17 protein-coding genes and 1 tRNA gene are annotated in these 16224 nt (G+C 36.7%); 4 read left to right on the plus strand and 14 right to left on the minus strand.

Annotated features, from left to right (window positions below):
• Positions 1-6: 6 nt before the first annotated feature.
• The 12 genes from ACYQ0O_RS11785 to ACYQ0O_RS11840 form a co-directional block, all read right to left on the minus strand.
• Positions 7-1146: a pyridoxal phosphate-dependent aminotransferase gene (locus ACYQ0O_RS11785; protein ID WP_459893305.1), complete on the minus strand. Its 1140-nt coding sequence runs from the start codon at positions 1144-1146 to the stop codon at positions 7-9.
• 5 nt (positions 1147-1151) lie between these two features.
• Positions 1152-2609, minus strand: a complete 1458-nt coding sequence (gene cysS / locus ACYQ0O_RS11790; protein ID WP_459893308.1) for a cysteine--tRNA ligase — start codon at positions 2607-2609, stop codon at positions 1152-1154.
• A 14-nt stretch (positions 2610-2623) separates the two neighbouring features.
• Positions 2624-3802: a 2-C-methyl-D-erythritol 4-phosphate cytidylyltransferase gene (gene ispD / locus ACYQ0O_RS11795; protein WP_459893310.1), complete on the minus strand. Its 1179-nt coding sequence runs from the start codon at positions 3800-3802 to the stop codon at positions 2624-2626.
• A gap of 11 nt (positions 3803-3813) precedes the next feature.
• Positions 3814-4539 carry a zinc ribbon domain-containing protein gene (locus tag ACYQ0O_RS11800; RefSeq protein ID WP_459893312.1) on the minus strand — a complete coding sequence of 242 codons (726 nt, stop codon included), beginning with the start codon at positions 4537-4539 and terminating at the stop codon, positions 3814-3816.
• 3 nt (positions 4540-4542) lie between these two features.
• Positions 4543-5340, minus strand: coding sequence for a Nif3-like dinuclear metal center hexameric protein (locus ACYQ0O_RS11805; protein WP_459893314.1), 798 nt, complete (start codon positions 5338-5340; stop codon positions 4543-4545).
• A gap of 109 nt (positions 5341-5449) precedes the next feature.
• Positions 5450-5522, minus strand: a tRNA-Ile gene (locus ACYQ0O_RS11810).
• A gap of 55 nt (positions 5523-5577) precedes the next feature.
• Positions 5578-6147, minus strand: coding sequence for a class I SAM-dependent methyltransferase (locus ACYQ0O_RS11815; protein ID WP_459893316.1), 570 nt, complete (start codon positions 6145-6147; stop codon positions 5578-5580).
• Between the two features lie 35 nt (positions 6148-6182).
• Positions 6183-6881: a cytochrome c biogenesis protein CcdA gene (locus ACYQ0O_RS11820; protein ID WP_459893318.1), complete on the minus strand. Its 699-nt coding sequence runs from the start codon at positions 6879-6881 to the stop codon at positions 6183-6185.
• Positions 6878-8017, minus strand: coding sequence for a radical SAM protein (locus ACYQ0O_RS11825; RefSeq protein ID WP_459893320.1), 1140 nt, complete (start codon positions 8015-8017; stop codon positions 6878-6880). Before ACYQ0O_RS11825 ends, ACYQ0O_RS11820 begins: the two co-directional genes overlap by 4 nt.
• Before the next feature lie 2 nt (positions 8018-8019).
• On the minus strand, positions 8020-10209 hold the full coding sequence (locus tag ACYQ0O_RS11830; protein WP_459893322.1) for an acetate--CoA ligase family protein: 2190 nt from the start codon (positions 10207-10209) through the stop codon (positions 8020-8022).
• A 15-nt stretch (positions 10210-10224) separates the two neighbouring features.
• Positions 10225-11064, minus strand: coding sequence for a coiled-coil domain-containing protein (locus ACYQ0O_RS11835; RefSeq protein ID WP_459893324.1), 840 nt, complete (start codon positions 11062-11064; stop codon positions 10225-10227).
• Positions 11065-11077: 13 nt separating this feature from the next.
• On the minus strand, positions 11078-11860 hold the full coding sequence (locus ACYQ0O_RS11840) for an enoyl-CoA hydratase/isomerase family protein (RefSeq protein WP_459893326.1): 783 nt from the start codon (positions 11858-11860) through the stop codon (positions 11078-11080).
• Between the two features lie 301 nt (positions 11861-12161).
• Here ACYQ0O_RS11840 and ACYQ0O_RS11845 point away from each other — a divergent pair, with 301 nt between their 5' ends.
• The gene (locus ACYQ0O_RS11845; protein ID WP_459893328.1) at positions 12162-12773 is read left to right on the plus strand and encodes a TetR/AcrR family transcriptional regulator; all 612 of its coding nucleotides are present in this window, start codon (positions 12162-12164) and stop codon (positions 12771-12773) included.
• 28 nt (positions 12774-12801) lie between these two features.
• Here the strand turns inward: ACYQ0O_RS11845 and ACYQ0O_RS11850 are convergent, their stop codons facing one another.
• On the minus strand, positions 12802-13581 hold the full coding sequence (locus ACYQ0O_RS11850) for a 1,4-dihydroxy-6-naphtoate synthase (RefSeq protein WP_459893330.1): 780 nt from the start codon (positions 13579-13581) through the stop codon (positions 12802-12804).
• A gap of 86 nt (positions 13582-13667) precedes the next feature.
• On the opposite strand from ACYQ0O_RS11850, the gene mqnE reads away from it, so the two are divergent.
• The 3 genes from mqnE to ACYQ0O_RS11865 all read left to right on the plus strand — a co-directional run bounded on the left by mqnE (position 13668) and on the right by ACYQ0O_RS11865 (position 15855).
• Complete coding sequence (gene mqnE, locus ACYQ0O_RS11855) at positions 13668-14762, plus strand: aminofutalosine synthase MqnE (RefSeq protein WP_459893332.1); 1095 nt, start codon at positions 13668-13670, stop codon at positions 14760-14762.
• A 74-nt stretch (positions 14763-14836) separates the two neighbouring features.
• A complete protein-coding gene (locus ACYQ0O_RS11860; protein WP_459893334.1) occupies positions 14837-15325 on the plus strand; it encodes a permease in 489 nt (162 codons plus the stop codon).
• Positions 15322-15855, plus strand: coding sequence for a permease (locus ACYQ0O_RS11865; RefSeq protein ID WP_459893336.1), 534 nt, complete (start codon positions 15322-15324; stop codon positions 15853-15855). Before ACYQ0O_RS11860 ends, ACYQ0O_RS11865 begins: the two co-directional genes overlap by 4 nt.
• A 38-nt stretch (positions 15856-15893) precedes the next feature.
• Here ACYQ0O_RS11865 and ACYQ0O_RS11870 read toward each other — a convergent pair.
• A partial coding sequence (locus tag ACYQ0O_RS11870; RefSeq protein ID WP_459893338.1) for a PD-(D/E)XK nuclease domain-containing protein occupies positions 15894-16224 on the minus strand: 331 nt, incomplete at its 5' end.

The raw sequence follows: 16224 nt of genomic DNA on the forward strand, positions 1-16224 counted from the left end.
TAAAAATCACCCATTCAAATATCTATCAATCCTATCCATGGCAACCTTTATATTATCCAAGGAATTTGCATATGAAAATCTTATAAACCCCTCTCCATTTTGCCCAAAATCAATTCCCGGGGTCACTCCAACGTGAGCATTTTTCAGGATATCAAAGGCAAATTTATATGAATCTTGTGTAAATCTTTTTGCATTGGCAAAAACATAAAATGCACCTGTTGGTTCCACCACTATCTTAAAGCCAATATCCCTGAGTCTTTTTATTATATATTTCCTTCTCTCATCATAGATCTTTTTCATCTCCAACACGTCTTGTTCTGCACATCTAAGGGCAGCCAGGGCAGCGTATTGTCCAATTGATGAGGCACAAATAAAAAGGTTTTGTGCAAGAGATTGAATACACCTCACAAAATCCTTTGGTGCTATCAGATATCCAAGACGCCATCCTGTCATTGCATATTTTTTTGAAAATCCATTTAATACAAAGGCCCTATCAGTAAATTCCAGAATTGAATGTTCCTGTCCTTCATATGTAAGTCCGTGGTATATCTCATCTGAAACCACATATAATCCTAAATCTGCAATCTCCTCCATATTTTCCCTGGACAAAAGGGTGCCTGTTGGATTTGCAGGGGAATTTATCAGGATTGCCTTTGTATTTTTAGAAATCTTTTCTCTAACATCTTTTATATTAAATTGAAAACCATTGTCTTCATAAACCTTTACATGTTTTGGTATGCCATCTGAAAATTTTATAAAGGTGTCGTAACACGCATAACCTGGATCAGATACTATCACCTCATCACCCATATCTAATAGGGCTCCAAAGCTAAGGAGCATGGCAGGGGAAGTACCTGATGTAATTATTATCTGATCAGGCTCAATATCCACATGGTAGTTTTTTTTATAGTCTTTGCAGATTTCCTCTCTTAATTCCCTTATACCCAAACTGTGGGTATATTTGGTCTTACCCTTATCAATTGCCATTTTTGCAGCTTCACTAACGCATTGAGGGGTATCAAAATCAGGCTCACCAACCTCCAGATGGATAATGTCTATACCTTGAGTCTCCATCTCCTGTGCTGCCTCAAGGACCTCCATTACCATAAATGGTTTGATTTCCTGTACCTTTTTACACAAACTCATATAGCTTACTCCACATCCCAGATTGTTCCATTAGGTGTATCTTTTATGATAACTCCAATTTCTTTTAATCTTCCCCTTATCTCATCTGCCCTTTTGAAATCTCTACTTTTTCTTGCCTCCATCCTTTGTTGGATGAGCTTTTCCACCTCTAAGATATCTATTTTCTTTCTTCTGGCCTTATTTTCTTTCAAATTCTCCAGAAATTCTCCCGGCTCCCTGTAAAATACTCCAAGTACCTTTCCCAGTTCCTCTAACTTCTTATAGAGTTTTTTTAAAATTTCAGCACTATTTTTTGAGCTTTTATATGGTTTTTCCTGGGTAAGCTTATTTGCTATCTTAACCACATTAAATACATACCCAAGTGCAGCAGCACTATTTAAATCGTCTTCAAGTGCCTTTTTCCATTTTTGTTCAAATTCATCTACTTCCCTTTTTATTTCCTCAGGAATCTCTGTATTCTTGGTGGGTCCTTTTTCAAGGAGCTCTAATATGGCCAATTTTGCCTCGTAAATCCTTTTTAAACCTTTTTCAGCCTCTTCTAAATTTTCAAAGGAAAAATCCAAGGGGGTCTTATAGTGCTTGGTCAAGAGAAAAAAACGCAGCACTTCAGGTAAAAATTTGTCAAATATATCCCTTAAGGTGACAAAATTTCCCAGGGACTTAGACATTTTTTCTCCCTTCACCTGGACAAACCCATTGTGGACCCAGTAATTTACAAATTCAACTCCCCTTGCTGCAACACTCTGTGCCCTCTCATTTTCATGGTGTGGAAAAATCAGGTCCTGGCCTCCCCCATGAATATCCAGGGGTAGACCCAGATATTTTTCGCTCATTGCAGAGCATTCAATGTGCCAACCTGGTCTCCCTTTGCCCCATGGACTATCCCACCATGGCTCACCTGGTTTTGAACTCTTCCACAGGGCAAAATCCAGGGGATCTTCCTTGCTATCCTGGACTTCAACCCTAACCCCTGCCCTGAGTTCTTCAATATCCCTGCCAGATAACTTCCCATAACTGTCAAAGGACCTCACCCTAAAATAAACATCTCCATCTTTTGTCACATATGCATGTTGTTTCTCTATTAATGTCTGTATCAAATCCTGCATCTCTTTTATGTGCTCTGTTGCCCTGGGCTCATAGGTTGGTTTTAATATGTCCAATTTCTCCATATCCTCATAAAAAGCATTAATAAATTTCTCTGCCACTTCTTCACATGATAAATTTGTTTCATTGGCCCTTTTTATGATTTTATCGTCAATATCAGTAAAATTTCTTGCAAAAACCACTTCATATCCAAGATATCGAAAAAACCTCACAAGTACATCAAAGACAACTGCTGCCCTTGCATGTCCAATGTGGCAAAAATCATAAGCTGTAATCCCACACACATACATGTAAACCTTACCCTTCTCCCTGGGCACAAATTTCTCTTTCTTCCTGGTCATACTATTGTATAGATACATAATAACTCCTATCTTTAACTATCTATTACTTTTTTCCCAAATACTATAGTCTTTACCTTGATACCTTTTCTTTCCCCAGTAAATCCCAGCCCTTCTTCTGTTGTAGCAGATATATTTATCTGGTCCATATCAACCAAAAGTAGGGGGGCCAAATTCTTCTTCATCTCCCTTTTATATGGCCCAATCTTGGGTACCTCACACACAATGGTTATGTCCACGTGCTCAATTTTGAATCCCTCTCTTCTGGCAAGTTCCATAACTTCTGATAAAAATATAAAGCTGTTTAGATCCTTAAAACTATCATCTGTATCAGGAAACAAATCTCCAATATCCCCTTTGGCAAGGCACCCCAAAATTGCATCTACCAGGGAATGCACCACCACATCCCCATCTGAATGGGCAACTATCTCTGGAGCTTTTGGTATTTTCACCCCACCCAGTTTAAGGGGCTTTCCTTCCCCATACCTGTGGACATCATATCCAAATCCAATACAATTTCTAAAACTTTCCTTTTCCATAATGTATTTTAAGTCTTCTGGGTTGGTTATTTTTATATTTTGTGGATCTCCCTCAACAATTTTTACTTTACCACCCATTACTTCAATTAATGAGGCATCGTCAGTACCTGCAATATTATTTTCCCTAGCAAATTCATGGGCAGACACAATCAACCCCCTGGTAAATCCTTGCGGGGTCTGAATAGCCCTTAAGTCTTCCCTGGGAAGGGTGGTGACATGGTTATTTGAAATCATCTTTATGGTATCTGTGACATATATTCCAGGTACAACTGCTTCAGCTCCCTGTATAAATTCAGAAATGATCTTATTTACCAACTTGCTTGTCAAAAAAGGCCTAACACCATCATGGATGAGAACATGAGAACACTCATCTGGCAAGGACAAAAGCCCATGGTAAACAGAATCCTGTCTTGTCTCCCCACCATGGGTAATTTTATATTCAAGGAGAAAGTGGTCTTCTATAATATATCTTTTTATAGATCTTTTAAGATTAGACAAATCATCCTTTGGAAAGACAAACACAACACCTTTTATATATGGCGAGTCTGCTATGGCATTTAAACTATGCCAGAAAAGAGGTCTTCCCTTGAAATGTAAATATTGTTTTTTCTGAGAGATATATTTTTTTAAGCGGTTTCCATAACCTGCAGCCAGGAGTATAACCCAAATATTCATTGATACTTAAGCTACTTGACTTCAAAATGCTCTTTCCAGTAAATCAACCTCTGACAATTGGGGCAACTTAAGATCTGTAGACCCTTCTGAAGCTCAATATAGGTCTGCGGAGGAATACTTATGTGACACCCACTACACACAGAGTCTTCTACAGGCACTATAACAGGATTGTTCAATCTGGACCTTATAAACTCATATCTGTTTAAAATAGGTGGCGGGATCTGTTTTGCAAATTCAGCCCTCTTTCCTGCTAATTCCTTTAAACGGGATTCACATCTGTTAATAATCTTGTCTAAATCATGTTCTTTTTCAGTAAGTTCATCTGTTATCTTTGAGATCTCTTCATTTAGGGCATCCAATAGTCGTTGCTGGGTCTCCAGCTCTTCCTCTAAGGTCAACTTTTCTTCTTCCTTTAACCTGCTATTTTTTTCCAGGGTATCTATTTCCCTCATTATTGCATGATATTCCTTGCTATTTTCAACCATCATGAGCTTGTTCTTGCTCTTTTTAAGCTTTGCCTCATCTTCTTCAATCTCCCTGGTCAATTTTTCATCCTGCTCCTTTAATAGCTTTACCTTTTCCTCTACCTCTTTTCTCTGATTTTCCTGAATTTCCAGTCTCTTTCTCAAGGTCTCCACCTCTTTCGGAGCAGTCTCTAACGTATTTTTAAGATCACCCATTTCCTTATCAATGTCTTGTAGTACGACCAAACTCTCTATTTGTTTTATATAACTCAATTTTTATACCTCCTTGATAAAAATTGGATCCCTTCCAGGGAAAAATTTTATCTCTATCTCATGGGCCCCAAGATCCTTTTTTAAATCTTCGGCCCAGATCTTCATCATTATTTCTTCCAAGATAAAATGCCCAACGTCAATGGTAAAGCCAAAGGACTCAATATCCTGGGCAACATGATATTTTATATCACCGGAAACATAGACATCAGCACCAAGCAAAAAGGCAGTCTTGGCAAGGGACATGCCTGAGCCTGTACAATAACCAATCCTTTTTACCTTGTCTGGCTCATTTCCAATGACAATTATTTTTTTTCTCTGTAAAATACTATTTAGTTTGTCCATAAAAATTGAAAAAGGGACCTCATCTTCGAGATCCCCTATGATTCCAAACCCCAAGAGTTCATTTTCCTTGCAACCCTTAAGGGGTTCTATTGGTCTTATGTCCCTTAATTCAAGATACCTCCCCAACCACCCCGATGGACCTTTGAGATTTACATCCAACGAGGTATGGGCACAGTAGAGCCATATCCCATTTTTAAGAAGAAGACGAATAACCCTGGTAAACTCATCGTCTTTATTGGGAAGTTTTGGGGATAAAACCAATGGATGGTGGGTCAAAATAAAATCAGCACCCCAGTTTTCAGCCTGGATAATGGTGTCAAGGGTTGGATCTAATGCCACTGCCAGTTTCTTTATTTCCTTCTGTTCTCCCAAAACATGCAAACCAGAAAGGTCCCAATCTGATGCATGGGCAGGATTGGCAATGGACTCAATATAATAAATTAAATCATCTACATTCACTTTTTACTGACCTAAAAATAAAAAGGCTTCCTTAAATCCACTTTAAGGAAGCCTTACATTGTGTAAAATTTCAAGTAACTACTCATTTCCTCGATTTTTATTTTTTTGATGGGCCTACCAGGACTTGAACCTGGGACCTTCCGGTTATGAGCCGGTGGCTCTCCCAACTGAGCTATAGGCCCATCAAGTGACAAGAATAATTCTTTATTTTTTTTACTAAAAAAAGTCAAGAATTTTTTATCTTTCACCTCCAACTAAAAAGTGTTTTGGAAATTCTTCAAATATAAAGATATTTTTAAAACCAACTAGTTCCATCTCTTTCTTTACAAAATCTGGCCTACATCTAATATGAAGTGGAGGACCTTCTTCCATCTCTTCTTTTTTCCAATCAACCACAAAAATCTTCCCCTCGGGTCTTAAAATTCTCCTACATTCTTTAAAAATAGAGACAGGGTCTTCAAGTTCGTGGTGAAGGGCTATCATAAAACAGAGATCAGCGATTTTATCTTCAAGGGGAACTATATTTTTTTCAGTTTTTATGGGAATGAGATAAGGATAATTGCCACATATATTTTCCTTCATCCACTCAATCATTGTATCAGAAATATCACATGCATAAGCCCTCTCAGCACCTAAAATCTCGGCAAATTTAATGGTAAAAAAACCTGTACCAGCACCTATATCTACAATTGTATTCACCTGTTTAATTCCAAGGAGATTTACTATATCAACAGGGGGAATATCTCTTAGCCTTTTGGGATTATTTAAAATGTCTATTTTTTTTGAATCAAATTTTTTTTCTGACATAACTTATAACTTCCATTACCTTTAAAAATAATCACCTACATCATCTGCCCTGTCTTTATCAAAAAATACTCTCCAATAAAAATAAGGAGAAATGCAAGAAATTTCTTTACTTTCTCCATCCATCCCCCAGGTCTGGGGAGAGAGGAGAGAAAACCCGAAAACGTCCCAACAAGAAGTAGTAATAGTCCCATTCCCATTGAGAACGAAAACATGAGCACACTACCCCAGAGTATACTCTTTGTGGACGCAACATAAAATAAAATTGCACCTAAAATAGGAGTTGTACATGGAGAGGTTATCAGTCCTGAAGCTGCACCCACAAAAAAGGCACCTAAAAATCCTTTTTTATCACTATCTTTTGGTGAGATCACAGGCAGAGGTATAACATCTAAGACATTCAGACCCAGGAGTAAAAATAAATTTCCAACTATAAAATAACTTATTGGATTTGTAGCTACTTTTCCAAAAAGGCTCCCTGTTAAGGCTGCAAAGATTCCCAGGATTGAATACACCACTCCCATTCCAATCACATAGGTAAGGGATATAAAAAAAGAATGGGTCCTGGAGGTATGTATTGACTTAGAGCCCACGTATGATGCCACAACAGGAATTAAAGGATAAACACAGGGGGTGAGGCTTGCTAAAATACCTCCTAAAAAACAAAAAAAAGCAGAGACTATCAGGGACTTACCAATAAATAAATTTAGTGTGGTTACCAATGGTTGAATGCTCATATATACTGATTCCCCATCTCTTCAATTAGTTTGTCTATGTTCATTCCTTCCTCAGATTCTAACTCCTCTTTTACCCTTTTAAGCCTCTCTTTAACATATGGGATTTTTAACTCTTTTACTGACCTGAGTCCACCACCCCTTCTTCCAAGGCGAAATAAGATTCTGTCTTCATTGGGCAAAGATAGATACTCATCAATTATCCCTAACATCTTTTCTTTATCTTCAGGAAATTTCCCTTCTACTTCTTCCAGTAGGTTCATGATGTGATCAGATGTAAGTTCACTGGTTATACCGTCTAAGTTTTCAATAAAAAGCCTTATTTCTCTTACCACCTCATCTTCTTTTAATTTTTTAAACTCTCCTTTTTTGTATTTTTCAAAAAGGGGAGTCCCTGGCACAATATGGAGGGTACGAAGTCTTATAAAATCAGGATTTATCTCATTTAATACCCTTGCCGATTCCACAGCATGATCCTTCCACAACTCCCTGCCACCAAGTCCTGGCATAATGTATTCTGACAGAGTAATCCCTGCTTCCTTTGTCCTTTGACCGGATATAATAAGCTGTTTTGCGGTAATACCTTTTTTTACCATCTTAAGCACCTTATCAGATCCTGACTCCATTCCCACATGGATCCTGCTTAAACCAGCATCCTTTAACTCTTTGAGTTCCTCTATACTTTTCCTTGCAATTGTAGATGCTCGCCCATAGGTGGTTATACGACTTATACCTGGAATTTTTTCCTTCAAATACTGAATTGCTTTGACCAGATCATCTGTTTTCATAATAAGACTATTTGCATCCTGGATAAATACACTGAGCCGTCCCCTACATGCCCATGCAGCAACGTGTTTGTATTGTTCGTGGATACCAGAATCTTTTAAAATATTTGATATAAATTCCCTGGTTAGCTCGCCACCATATCCCTGTTTCCAGGATTTTTCCCTGAGGTCATCTAAAATAAATCTAACTGCATCAATATCCCGCAAGATCTCATTTAAACTCCTTCTTGAGAACCTTGCTCCCTTATATACTGGACAAAATTCACACTTATTCCAGGGACAATTCCTTGTAAATCTAAGAAGAAGGCTATATGCCTCGCTTGGTGGTCTAATTGGACCCTGTTCAAACAACATATCTAACCCCTTGATAACCATTTGAAATATTCATACATCCTTGCACAGGCTTTGACAGCATCTTCAGGGGAGTTGTAGCAAACTGACTTATATCTAGCACCATCACTTTCATATACAGTTTTGTCATCAGGCTCTGTATTGAGTCTAACACCAAAAATTGGCTTTTGATACTTGTCCATCATTTTAGCACACAGATCTAAAAAATCCTTTTCATATATTCCAACCATCTTTCTTATATCATCTAAAAATTCCTTTGAATAGGAAGGATCGCTCTTTTCTATGGAAGAGGCATACCTTTTCATAAAATATTTCCTGCCAAGTATACCTAAATTTATTACAGCATCACATCCATCCCACTCAAGAACCTTTTCCAATATAGTCTTGGGAAGCTCTATATCCCAATTCCCAACCAGGTCTATGGGATTTGTCCTACTCCAAAAATCTGGCAGTTTTTCATCAATTAACTCTATTAGCTCTTGTGGAATTTGAGGCAACTGAAGTCCAAATCTTGCACACAGATCAGCAGTAATAACGCCCCATCCTCCACCCAATGTAATTATAACCACTCTATTTCCCTTTGGAAGGGGCAGAGAAGAAAAAGATGCTGCAAGGCCCAAAAGGTCACTTGGTCCTTCTACCTTTAATATACCCGCCTGTCTGCACATGGAATTAAATACCCCTACATTTGTTGCCATTGCCCCTGTATGAGTTGATGCAGCCTTAACACCAGCATCTGTCTCTCCTCCTTTTAATAAAATAATTGGCTTTTTCTTTGATACCTCTTTTGCCAATTCAAAGAACCTGCGTCCATTTTTAACGCTTTCAATATACAACATCACAGTTGATGTGAGCTCATCTCTATAAAATGCTTCAAGATAATCTTCAATACACACCATGGCCTCATTCCCTGATCCACAAAAACCCCTGATACCAATTCCCTGTTCATTGGCAAAAGAAAGTAGCTGCACTCCCATATTACCAGACTGAGAAACCATTGCAGTCCCACCAGGTTTTGGTTGAACCAGGGTTCCAATACAGTGGAAATTGGCATGAGGGTTACATAGTCCCATTGTATTAGGCCCAACAACAAACACATTATTTTCCCTTGCCACCTCAACCAATCTCTGCTGTAGCTTTTTGCCCTTATCTCCAGTTTCTGAAAATCCAGAAGCAATAAGTAACATGTGATGGATATTTTTTTCTTTGAGTCTGGGAATTAAATCTATGACAAACTTTGCTGGAATAGTTACAACAGCAAGGTCTATTGAATCAGGAAGCTCATCTAAGGCCGTGTACATCTTTCTTCCAAAGGCCTCTCCTCCCTTACTATTTACAAAATATATCTCCCCCCTATATCCACCACTTATAACATTTGCTGGGAGAAGATGACCCCATTTACCCAATTTTGAGGAAGCGCCAATAAAGACCACTGATTTGGGATAAAAAAACTTTTCCAGATTCCTGGGGTCAATCCGTGGAGGATATTTTTTTTGAGCAAGATCTAAATCAATTCCAATTAATGCATCAACTGCAACAACTTCTCCATTCTTTGTTGCAACTATTGGATTTATATCAATTTCCTTTATTTCTTCAAAGGAAAGGGCCAGATCTGATAGGCCAACTAAAATATTTGCCAATGATTCTATACTTACCGCCCGCTCTCCTCTAAAATTACCAAGAAGTTCTCTGGCCTTAATCTCTTTAATACATTCAACTGCCTCATCAAAACTCACGGGAGAGAGCCTCAGAGCAAAATCTTTTAGGGCTTCTGTAAATATTCCTCCCAATCCAAACATCACAACAGGTCCAAAATCAGGATCCCTGAACATTCCAGCTACAAATTCCCTTGATCCCTGGATTTGGGGCTGTGCTATTATCTTTTCAATACCAAGGTGTTCTTTTGATTTAATGGACTTATATGCCGCCTTAACCTGCTTAAAGGTATTCAAATTAGTTACAACCAGTCCCATTTCTGATTTATGGGGGATATCCTTTGAAATCCCCTTAAGGACCAGAGGATATCCCAATTTATATGCAACATCTTCCAAGTGATCAGCACCAGTTACTTCTATCTCTTGAACCACCTTCACACCAAATGTGGAGAGTATTTTCTTGGATATGGTCTCATCTAATGTCTTTAGACCCTTGTGTTTTGCCCTTTCTATAATCCCTTTGATCTCTATTTTGTCCATCTACCTCTCCCATAATTACAAATCTTGCATCCATATAACTGTAATTCCCTTCTTTTCTGCAACTTTCTCAAGGTCTCGTTCTATTTGTTCCACCACAAGTACTTTTAACAAAGCAGAAGGTAGTTCTTTTTCTTTTTGAAGCACAGAAACAGCATCTAAAAACTCATCAATATCCTTTTTTGTGGGTGTATCCAATACTGTACCTACCACAGTGTGTAACTTTTTGTTTTTAGTACCACTACCAAATATTGGAAAACAAACCTTTTTCCCTTTAACTTCAAATACCTTAGATATAAAATGCTCCTTAATATTAAGGCTTAATTTTTTCTTAAGTGTTTTGGGTAATTTTGACAAAATCCTGTTAGTTGAAACCAGCTTAATGTTTTTTAAAAGATCATTAAAACTCTCTTTAAGCTCTTTTGTTATTTCTTTTAACCCCTTTGTATTATCTTCAATTGAAGACACAACCTTTGAATAATCAACATCTTTATTTTTGGATACAGAATTTACAACCTCTTTCTGTATAGTTACTAATTCTTCTAATTTTGACGTAAAAAAATCTTTTATGGAGTCTATTTGTGATGCTAGTTCTTTTATTTTTTCATCTCTCTCGCTGAGTTTTGAATCCAACTTTTTTTGCAAAGATAGATATTCTGTTTTTAAAGACTCAATCTCTTTTTTTAAAAAATCAATATGGGACAGGGGCTCTAATTTTTCACTTAAATCCTTAATATCCTCCTTTGTCAACGATTTATCCTGTTCCTTGTAGAACTCATCCACAAAGGAATAAAATGTTTCCCTTAGTTCAGGGTCCAGTTTTGCCAATTTTCTAACGATTTCCACACTAATGTTCATATAACTCTCCTATTTATCTCTTAAAATTTGGTTTTCTCTTCTCAAAAAATGCATTTACGCCTTCTATAAAATCAGAATCACACCAGGCCATTACCTGATAATAAGCTTCAATGTCCAGCTGGGTAGACAGGTCATTTTTAAAGCTCATCTTTACCATAGCCTTTATTGCTTGCATTGCAGATACAGGCCCATATGAGAGTCTTTTGGCCAGCCTCATGGTCTCCTCTTCCAATTTGTCTCCAGGAAAAATCTTGTTGTAAATCCCCATGTCATAGGCGTCTTTTGCATCCAAAATCCTTCCTGTTAAAAACAGCTCACAGGCCCTATGGTATCCTATTTTCCTGGGCAAAAACCAGCTACACCCGCTATCTGGCACAGCTGCAATGTGTACAAAATTTGGGGCAAATTTGGCATCTTCAGAGGCATAAATAATGTCACACCCAAGTACCATGGCAGTACCAGCACCAGCAGCTACACCGTTAACACACCCAATAATTGGTTTTTTAACCTTATCTATTGTAAGAACCATTTGGGTTGTGTAGTCCATTATCTCCTTTTTCTGAAGAGGCTCTTTTGATGCAAGTAGCCAATTTATATCCCCTCCAGCACAAAATGCACCTTTTGAACCAGTCAATACAATAACCCTAATGGAATTATCTTTGTTTACCTTATGAAAAACATCTATACACTCAATGACCAATTCCTTGTTAAAGGCATTTAAAGTTTCTGGCCTGTTAAGCCTGATAATAGCAACACCATACTCGTTTACCTCAAAAATCAAATTTTTATACTCCATATAAATTCCTCCCACAAAACTCCTTAATAAACATTTTAGCACATTTTGCAGTGGTAGCAAAGAGTTAGCAAAAGTGTTGTTTGTCTAACACATAACTCCCTTGAGTTCAACATAAATACAAAGTCAAATTAATAATAACCCACAAACCTTGACATTTAATTGAATATATTTTTAAATGAGCGCCCAGTAGTTCAAGTTTATCATTTCGATAAACTTGTGTTAGAAAGGTGTAATCCATTTTGGGTTTAAATGGAACCTTTTAATTTTTCAAGTATTTTTATTAAAAAGGAAAAATTCATACATGCATGAAAAAAAAGAGCAGATCCACGATACTGCCCTGGAAATCTTAAAGGCAGCACAAGAACTTTTTTATGAAAAAGGCTATGAAAAGGCCACCACCAGGGAAATATCCCAGAGGGTTGGCATTTCAAAGGCAGCATTATACCACCACTTTACAAACAAAGAAGAAATCCTATTTAAGATTTGCATAAGGGCAGCTGACGAGCTCATAAACAATATGAGGCAGGCTATTTCTAGGAACAGAACAACAGATGCACCGCTAAAGGAAAAAATAAAGGATATAATGCTGGAATATACCAAAACATATCTAAAGAATAAAAATTTCAATAAGATTTTACTTCATGAAATAGAATTTCTCTCTCCAGAGAAAAAAAGGAAGATATTGGACAAAGAGACTGAGAATGTTCACCAACTCAGGGATTTTTTAAAGGAACTCATGGACGCTGGAGTTATTAAAAAATTTGATCCAACTGTTATGACTTTTTCAATTATAAGTGCCCTCCACTGGCTATATTTCTGGTTTAAACCAGAAAAAAAACTAAGTTTAGAAGAGGTGATTGAGCAAATTGCCTCCATGTATTTAGATGGGATAGAGGAGAAAAATAGAACTTGAATTTAACCCAGGTTTGTCAAGACCTGGGTTAAGAGGTCAAAAATTCAATTGCTGCCCTTCCTTCCATACCAATGTCCTTTGAAAATTCATTTACAAATGTCTCAATATGTTTTTTTATTACAACATCTTCCATTTCCTGGGCATGATTTTTAATAAAGCTCCAGATATTATCTAGATTTTTCTCTGCATATTCAATGCTTTTTATAATACCCTCCTCTATCTGGGAGATAATTTTGTCTCCTAAATCCTTTCTTGCCAGGATACATCCCAGGGGTATGGGATATTTTGTGGTATCTTCCCACCACCTGCCTAAATCCATTACCAGATTTAGACCATACTCTCTGTATGTAAAACGTGCTTCATGGATAAGGATGCCAGCGTCCACATCACCCTTTATTAATGCTGGAATTATCTTATCATATCTAAGTTCAACTACCTTACCTGTAAAATCTAAAACCGCCTTTTTAAAAATAAAAAAAGCAGTGGTATTTTTTCCAGGGATAGCAATGGTTATATCTTTAAACTCATCAAATGCCATATTATTTCTAGACACAACCACTGGGCCACAACCCCTTCCAATAGCTCCTCCACATCTAAGAAGTGAATATTTGTCCCTTACCCTGGAATAGATGGCAGCACTGACCTTAATTACATGGAATCTGGTCTCCATACACAGATTATTTAATTCTTCTACATCCCGTAAGATATATCTTGTCTCAAAAGGAAAATCTATCTTCCCAAGGAGCAAACCTCCAAATATAAATGTATCGTTGGGACATGGGGAGATGGCAAAATTTAATTCCCTCATATGACTTTTTCCTTTATCTTTTTTATTGACTTTTTATCTATGAATCCTAAAATCCCTCTGAATCATATTTAAGATGGAAAAAAATCATGCAAAAAAAAATTGAAAAATACAAGATTGAAGATATCTTTGAGAAAATCGTAAACAACAAACGGATCTCAATAGAAGATGCAAAAAGACTCTACGATCTTCCAGATCCCTTGATTCTCGGGTATCTGGCCAATTTAAAGAGGGAAAAGCTACACAAAAAAAATATCACATTTGTCTTAAACCAGCACATAAATTATACAAATGTATGTATAAACCAGTGTAAATTTTGTGCCTTTTCCAGGAGGAAGTTAGATAATGGAGCATTTGAGTTAAGTCTAAAACACATTGAAAAAAAAATTATGTCCAACATGGACTCACCAATAAAAGAGATCCACATAGTTGGAGGATGTCATCCAGACTTTCCCTTTTCCTACTATGTGGAGATGTTAAAACTAATAAAAAGACTGAGACCTGAAGCTACCCTAAAGTGTTTTACTGCTGTTGAAATTGAACATATATCAAATATATCAGGGTATAGTGTAACAGATGTATTAGAACAACTAAAAGAAGCCGGGCTTGACATGATGCCTGGAGGCGGGGCAGAAATATTTGATAGGGAAATAAGAAACAGAATATGTCCAGAAAAGATAAGTGGTGATAGGTGGCTTGATATAATGGAAACAGCACATAATCTCGGTATTAAGACAAACTGCACAATGCTCTTTGGACATATTGAAAATATAGATCACAGGTTAGATCATCTAGACAGACTCAGAAAACTACAGGACAGGACAAATGGCTTTGTGTGCTTCATTCCCCTTCCCTTTTTGCCAGAACACAGTAAAATAAAGGTAAAAAGATCTGTGCTTGGAATAGAAACATTAAAGACCATAGCCATATCAAGACTCATGTTGGACAATATCCCCCACATAAAGAGCTACTGGATAATGCTTGGACTAAAACTTGCTCAAAGTGCCTTATATTTTGGTGCAAATGATTTTGATGGAACAGTGGTTGAAGAGAAAATTGGTCACATGGCTGGAGCAAAATCACCAGATGTGCTCACCAAAAATGAGCTAATAGAAATGATAAAGGCGTGTGACTTTGTACCTGTTGAGAGAAATGGACTTTTTGAACCTATTGAAACTTACTAGCTGTGACTGTAATGGACAGGACAAAATGTAAGTGGGTCTGATGGCTCTAAAACCGTAACTAGGGAGTAGAATATATGATGTTTTATTATCTTTTGGGCATAACTTTACTATGTTTACTAATTTCATTTATTTTTGATAGACAGAAAACAGGTAAAGCACTCAAAATAGCATTTAAAAAATTCACTAATATACTTCCTGCCTTTTTAATAATGCTTATTCTCGTTTCAATTATCCTTTATCTAGTTCCAGATAAAATGATAATAACCTATCTTGGAAATAAAAATAAATATTTAGGTATTATCCTTGCGTCTATATTTGGTTCAATTACCCTTATTCCTGGATTTATTGCATATCCATTATGTGGAATATTACTAAAAAAAGGTGTCGGCTATATGGTATTAGCGGCCTTTACTACCACCCTAATGATGGTAGGTGTAATGACTTATCCTGTTGAAAAAGAATATTTTGGGGCTAAGGTAACTATAATTAGAAACCTGATTAGTTTTTTTATTAGTTTAATAGTGGCTATAGCAATTGGTTTCTTTTTTGGAGAGTTAATATGAAAAAACAGAACAATCTCACAAAATTTTTTTTAATTGGAATTTACTTTATCTTTTTAGCTGTATCATTTGCACTGCATTTTAGACCTGGCCAGGAAATAGGAATAAATTTTTTGAGTTTTTCCATAGAGATGCTAAAGATTTTGCCCTGTGCTTTTATATTAATTGGGCTCTTTGAAGTGTGGGTAAAGAAGGAAAAGGTAGAAAAACATTTAGGTAAAGATTCTGGTATATTATCACATGTATGGGCCATACTCCTTGCAGGCACTACAGTTGGAGGATTATATGTGGCATTTCCTGTTGCTTATTCCCTGTTTAAAAAAGGAGCAAAACTCTCTGTTATCTTCACGTACATTGGTGCCTCTGGAATCTGCAGGGTGCCTATGACAATCTTCGAGGCATCTTTTATGGGAATAAAATTCAGTATCATAAGGCTGGTAGTTTCCATACCTCTGGTAATACTTAGCTCCATATGGCTTGGGAATTATCTTGAAAACAAAAATTACAAAATCTCTATAAAACAGGATCTATAACTCAAATTTGTCAAATAAAGTTCCTTTGTTATCAATTATCAATTGATCTTCTCCCATTCAAAATTTACCACATTCCTATCTTTTGAGCTAAACTCTATGCCTATTAAATATATCTTATCTGATGTATCTAAATATTTTTCATGATATCTTTTTTGTTTTATCTGACTTAGTGCTTCTCCTTTTTTACCATCCACCTTAAACTCTATTATGTAAATCTTATCGTCTAGTAGCACTGTTAAATCTATCCTGCCATGATTGGTTACATCCTCTCCTATTATCTCAAATCCAAGGGACTGAAGATATGCATATACCACTGATGCATAAAATCCTTCATATTCATCTAGCTTGTTTTTTGTAAAATAATTATAG

Source organism: Desulfothermus okinawensis JCM 13304 (assembly GCF_054654515.1).

Coding starts and splice junctions, on each gene's coding strand:
- ACYQ0O_RS11785 (WP_459893305.1), bottom strand. CDS start 1,146: ATGAGTTTGTGTAAAAAGGTACAGGAAATCAAACCATTTATGGTAATG.
- cysS (WP_459893308.1), bottom strand. CDS start 2,609: ATGTATCTATACAATAGTATGACCAGGAAGAAAGAGAAATTTGTGCCC.
- ispD (WP_459893310.1), bottom strand. CDS start 3,802: ATGAATATTTGGGTTATACTCCTGGCTGCAGGTTATGGAAACCGCTTA.
- ACYQ0O_RS11815 (WP_459893316.1), bottom strand. CDS start 6,147: ATGTCAGAAAAAAAATTTGATTCAAAAAAAATAGACATTTTAAATAAT.
- ACYQ0O_RS11820 (WP_459893318.1), bottom strand. CDS start 6,881: ATGAGCATTCAACCATTGGTAACCACACTAAATTTATTTATTGGTAAG.
- ACYQ0O_RS11825 (WP_459893320.1), bottom strand. CDS start 8,017: ATGTTGTTTGAACAGGGTCCAATTAGACCACCAAGCGAGGCATATAGC.
- ACYQ0O_RS11830 (WP_459893322.1), bottom strand. CDS start 10,209: ATGGACAAAATAGAGATCAAAGGGATTATAGAAAGGGCAAAACACAAG.
- ACYQ0O_RS11835 (WP_459893324.1), bottom strand. CDS start 11,064: ATGAACATTAGTGTGGAAATCGTTAGAAAATTGGCAAAACTGGACCCT.
- ACYQ0O_RS11840 (WP_459893326.1), bottom strand. CDS start 11,860: ATGGAGTATAAAAATTTGATTTTTGAGGTAAACGAGTATGGTGTTGCT.
- ACYQ0O_RS11845 (WP_459893328.1), top strand. CDS start 12,162: ATGCATGAAAAAAAAGAGCAGATCCACGATACTGCCCTGGAAATCTTA.
- ACYQ0O_RS11850 (WP_459893330.1), bottom strand. CDS start 13,581: ATGAGGGAATTAAATTTTGCCATCTCCCCATGTCCCAACGATACATTT.
- mqnE (WP_459893332.1), top strand. CDS start 13,668: ATGCAAAAAAAAATTGAAAAATACAAGATTGAAGATATCTTTGAGAAA.
- ACYQ0O_RS11860 (WP_459893334.1), top strand. CDS start 14,837: ATGATGTTTTATTATCTTTTGGGCATAACTTTACTATGTTTACTAATT.
- ACYQ0O_RS11865 (WP_459893336.1), top strand. CDS start 15,322: ATGAAAAAACAGAACAATCTCACAAAATTTTTTTTAATTGGAATTTAC.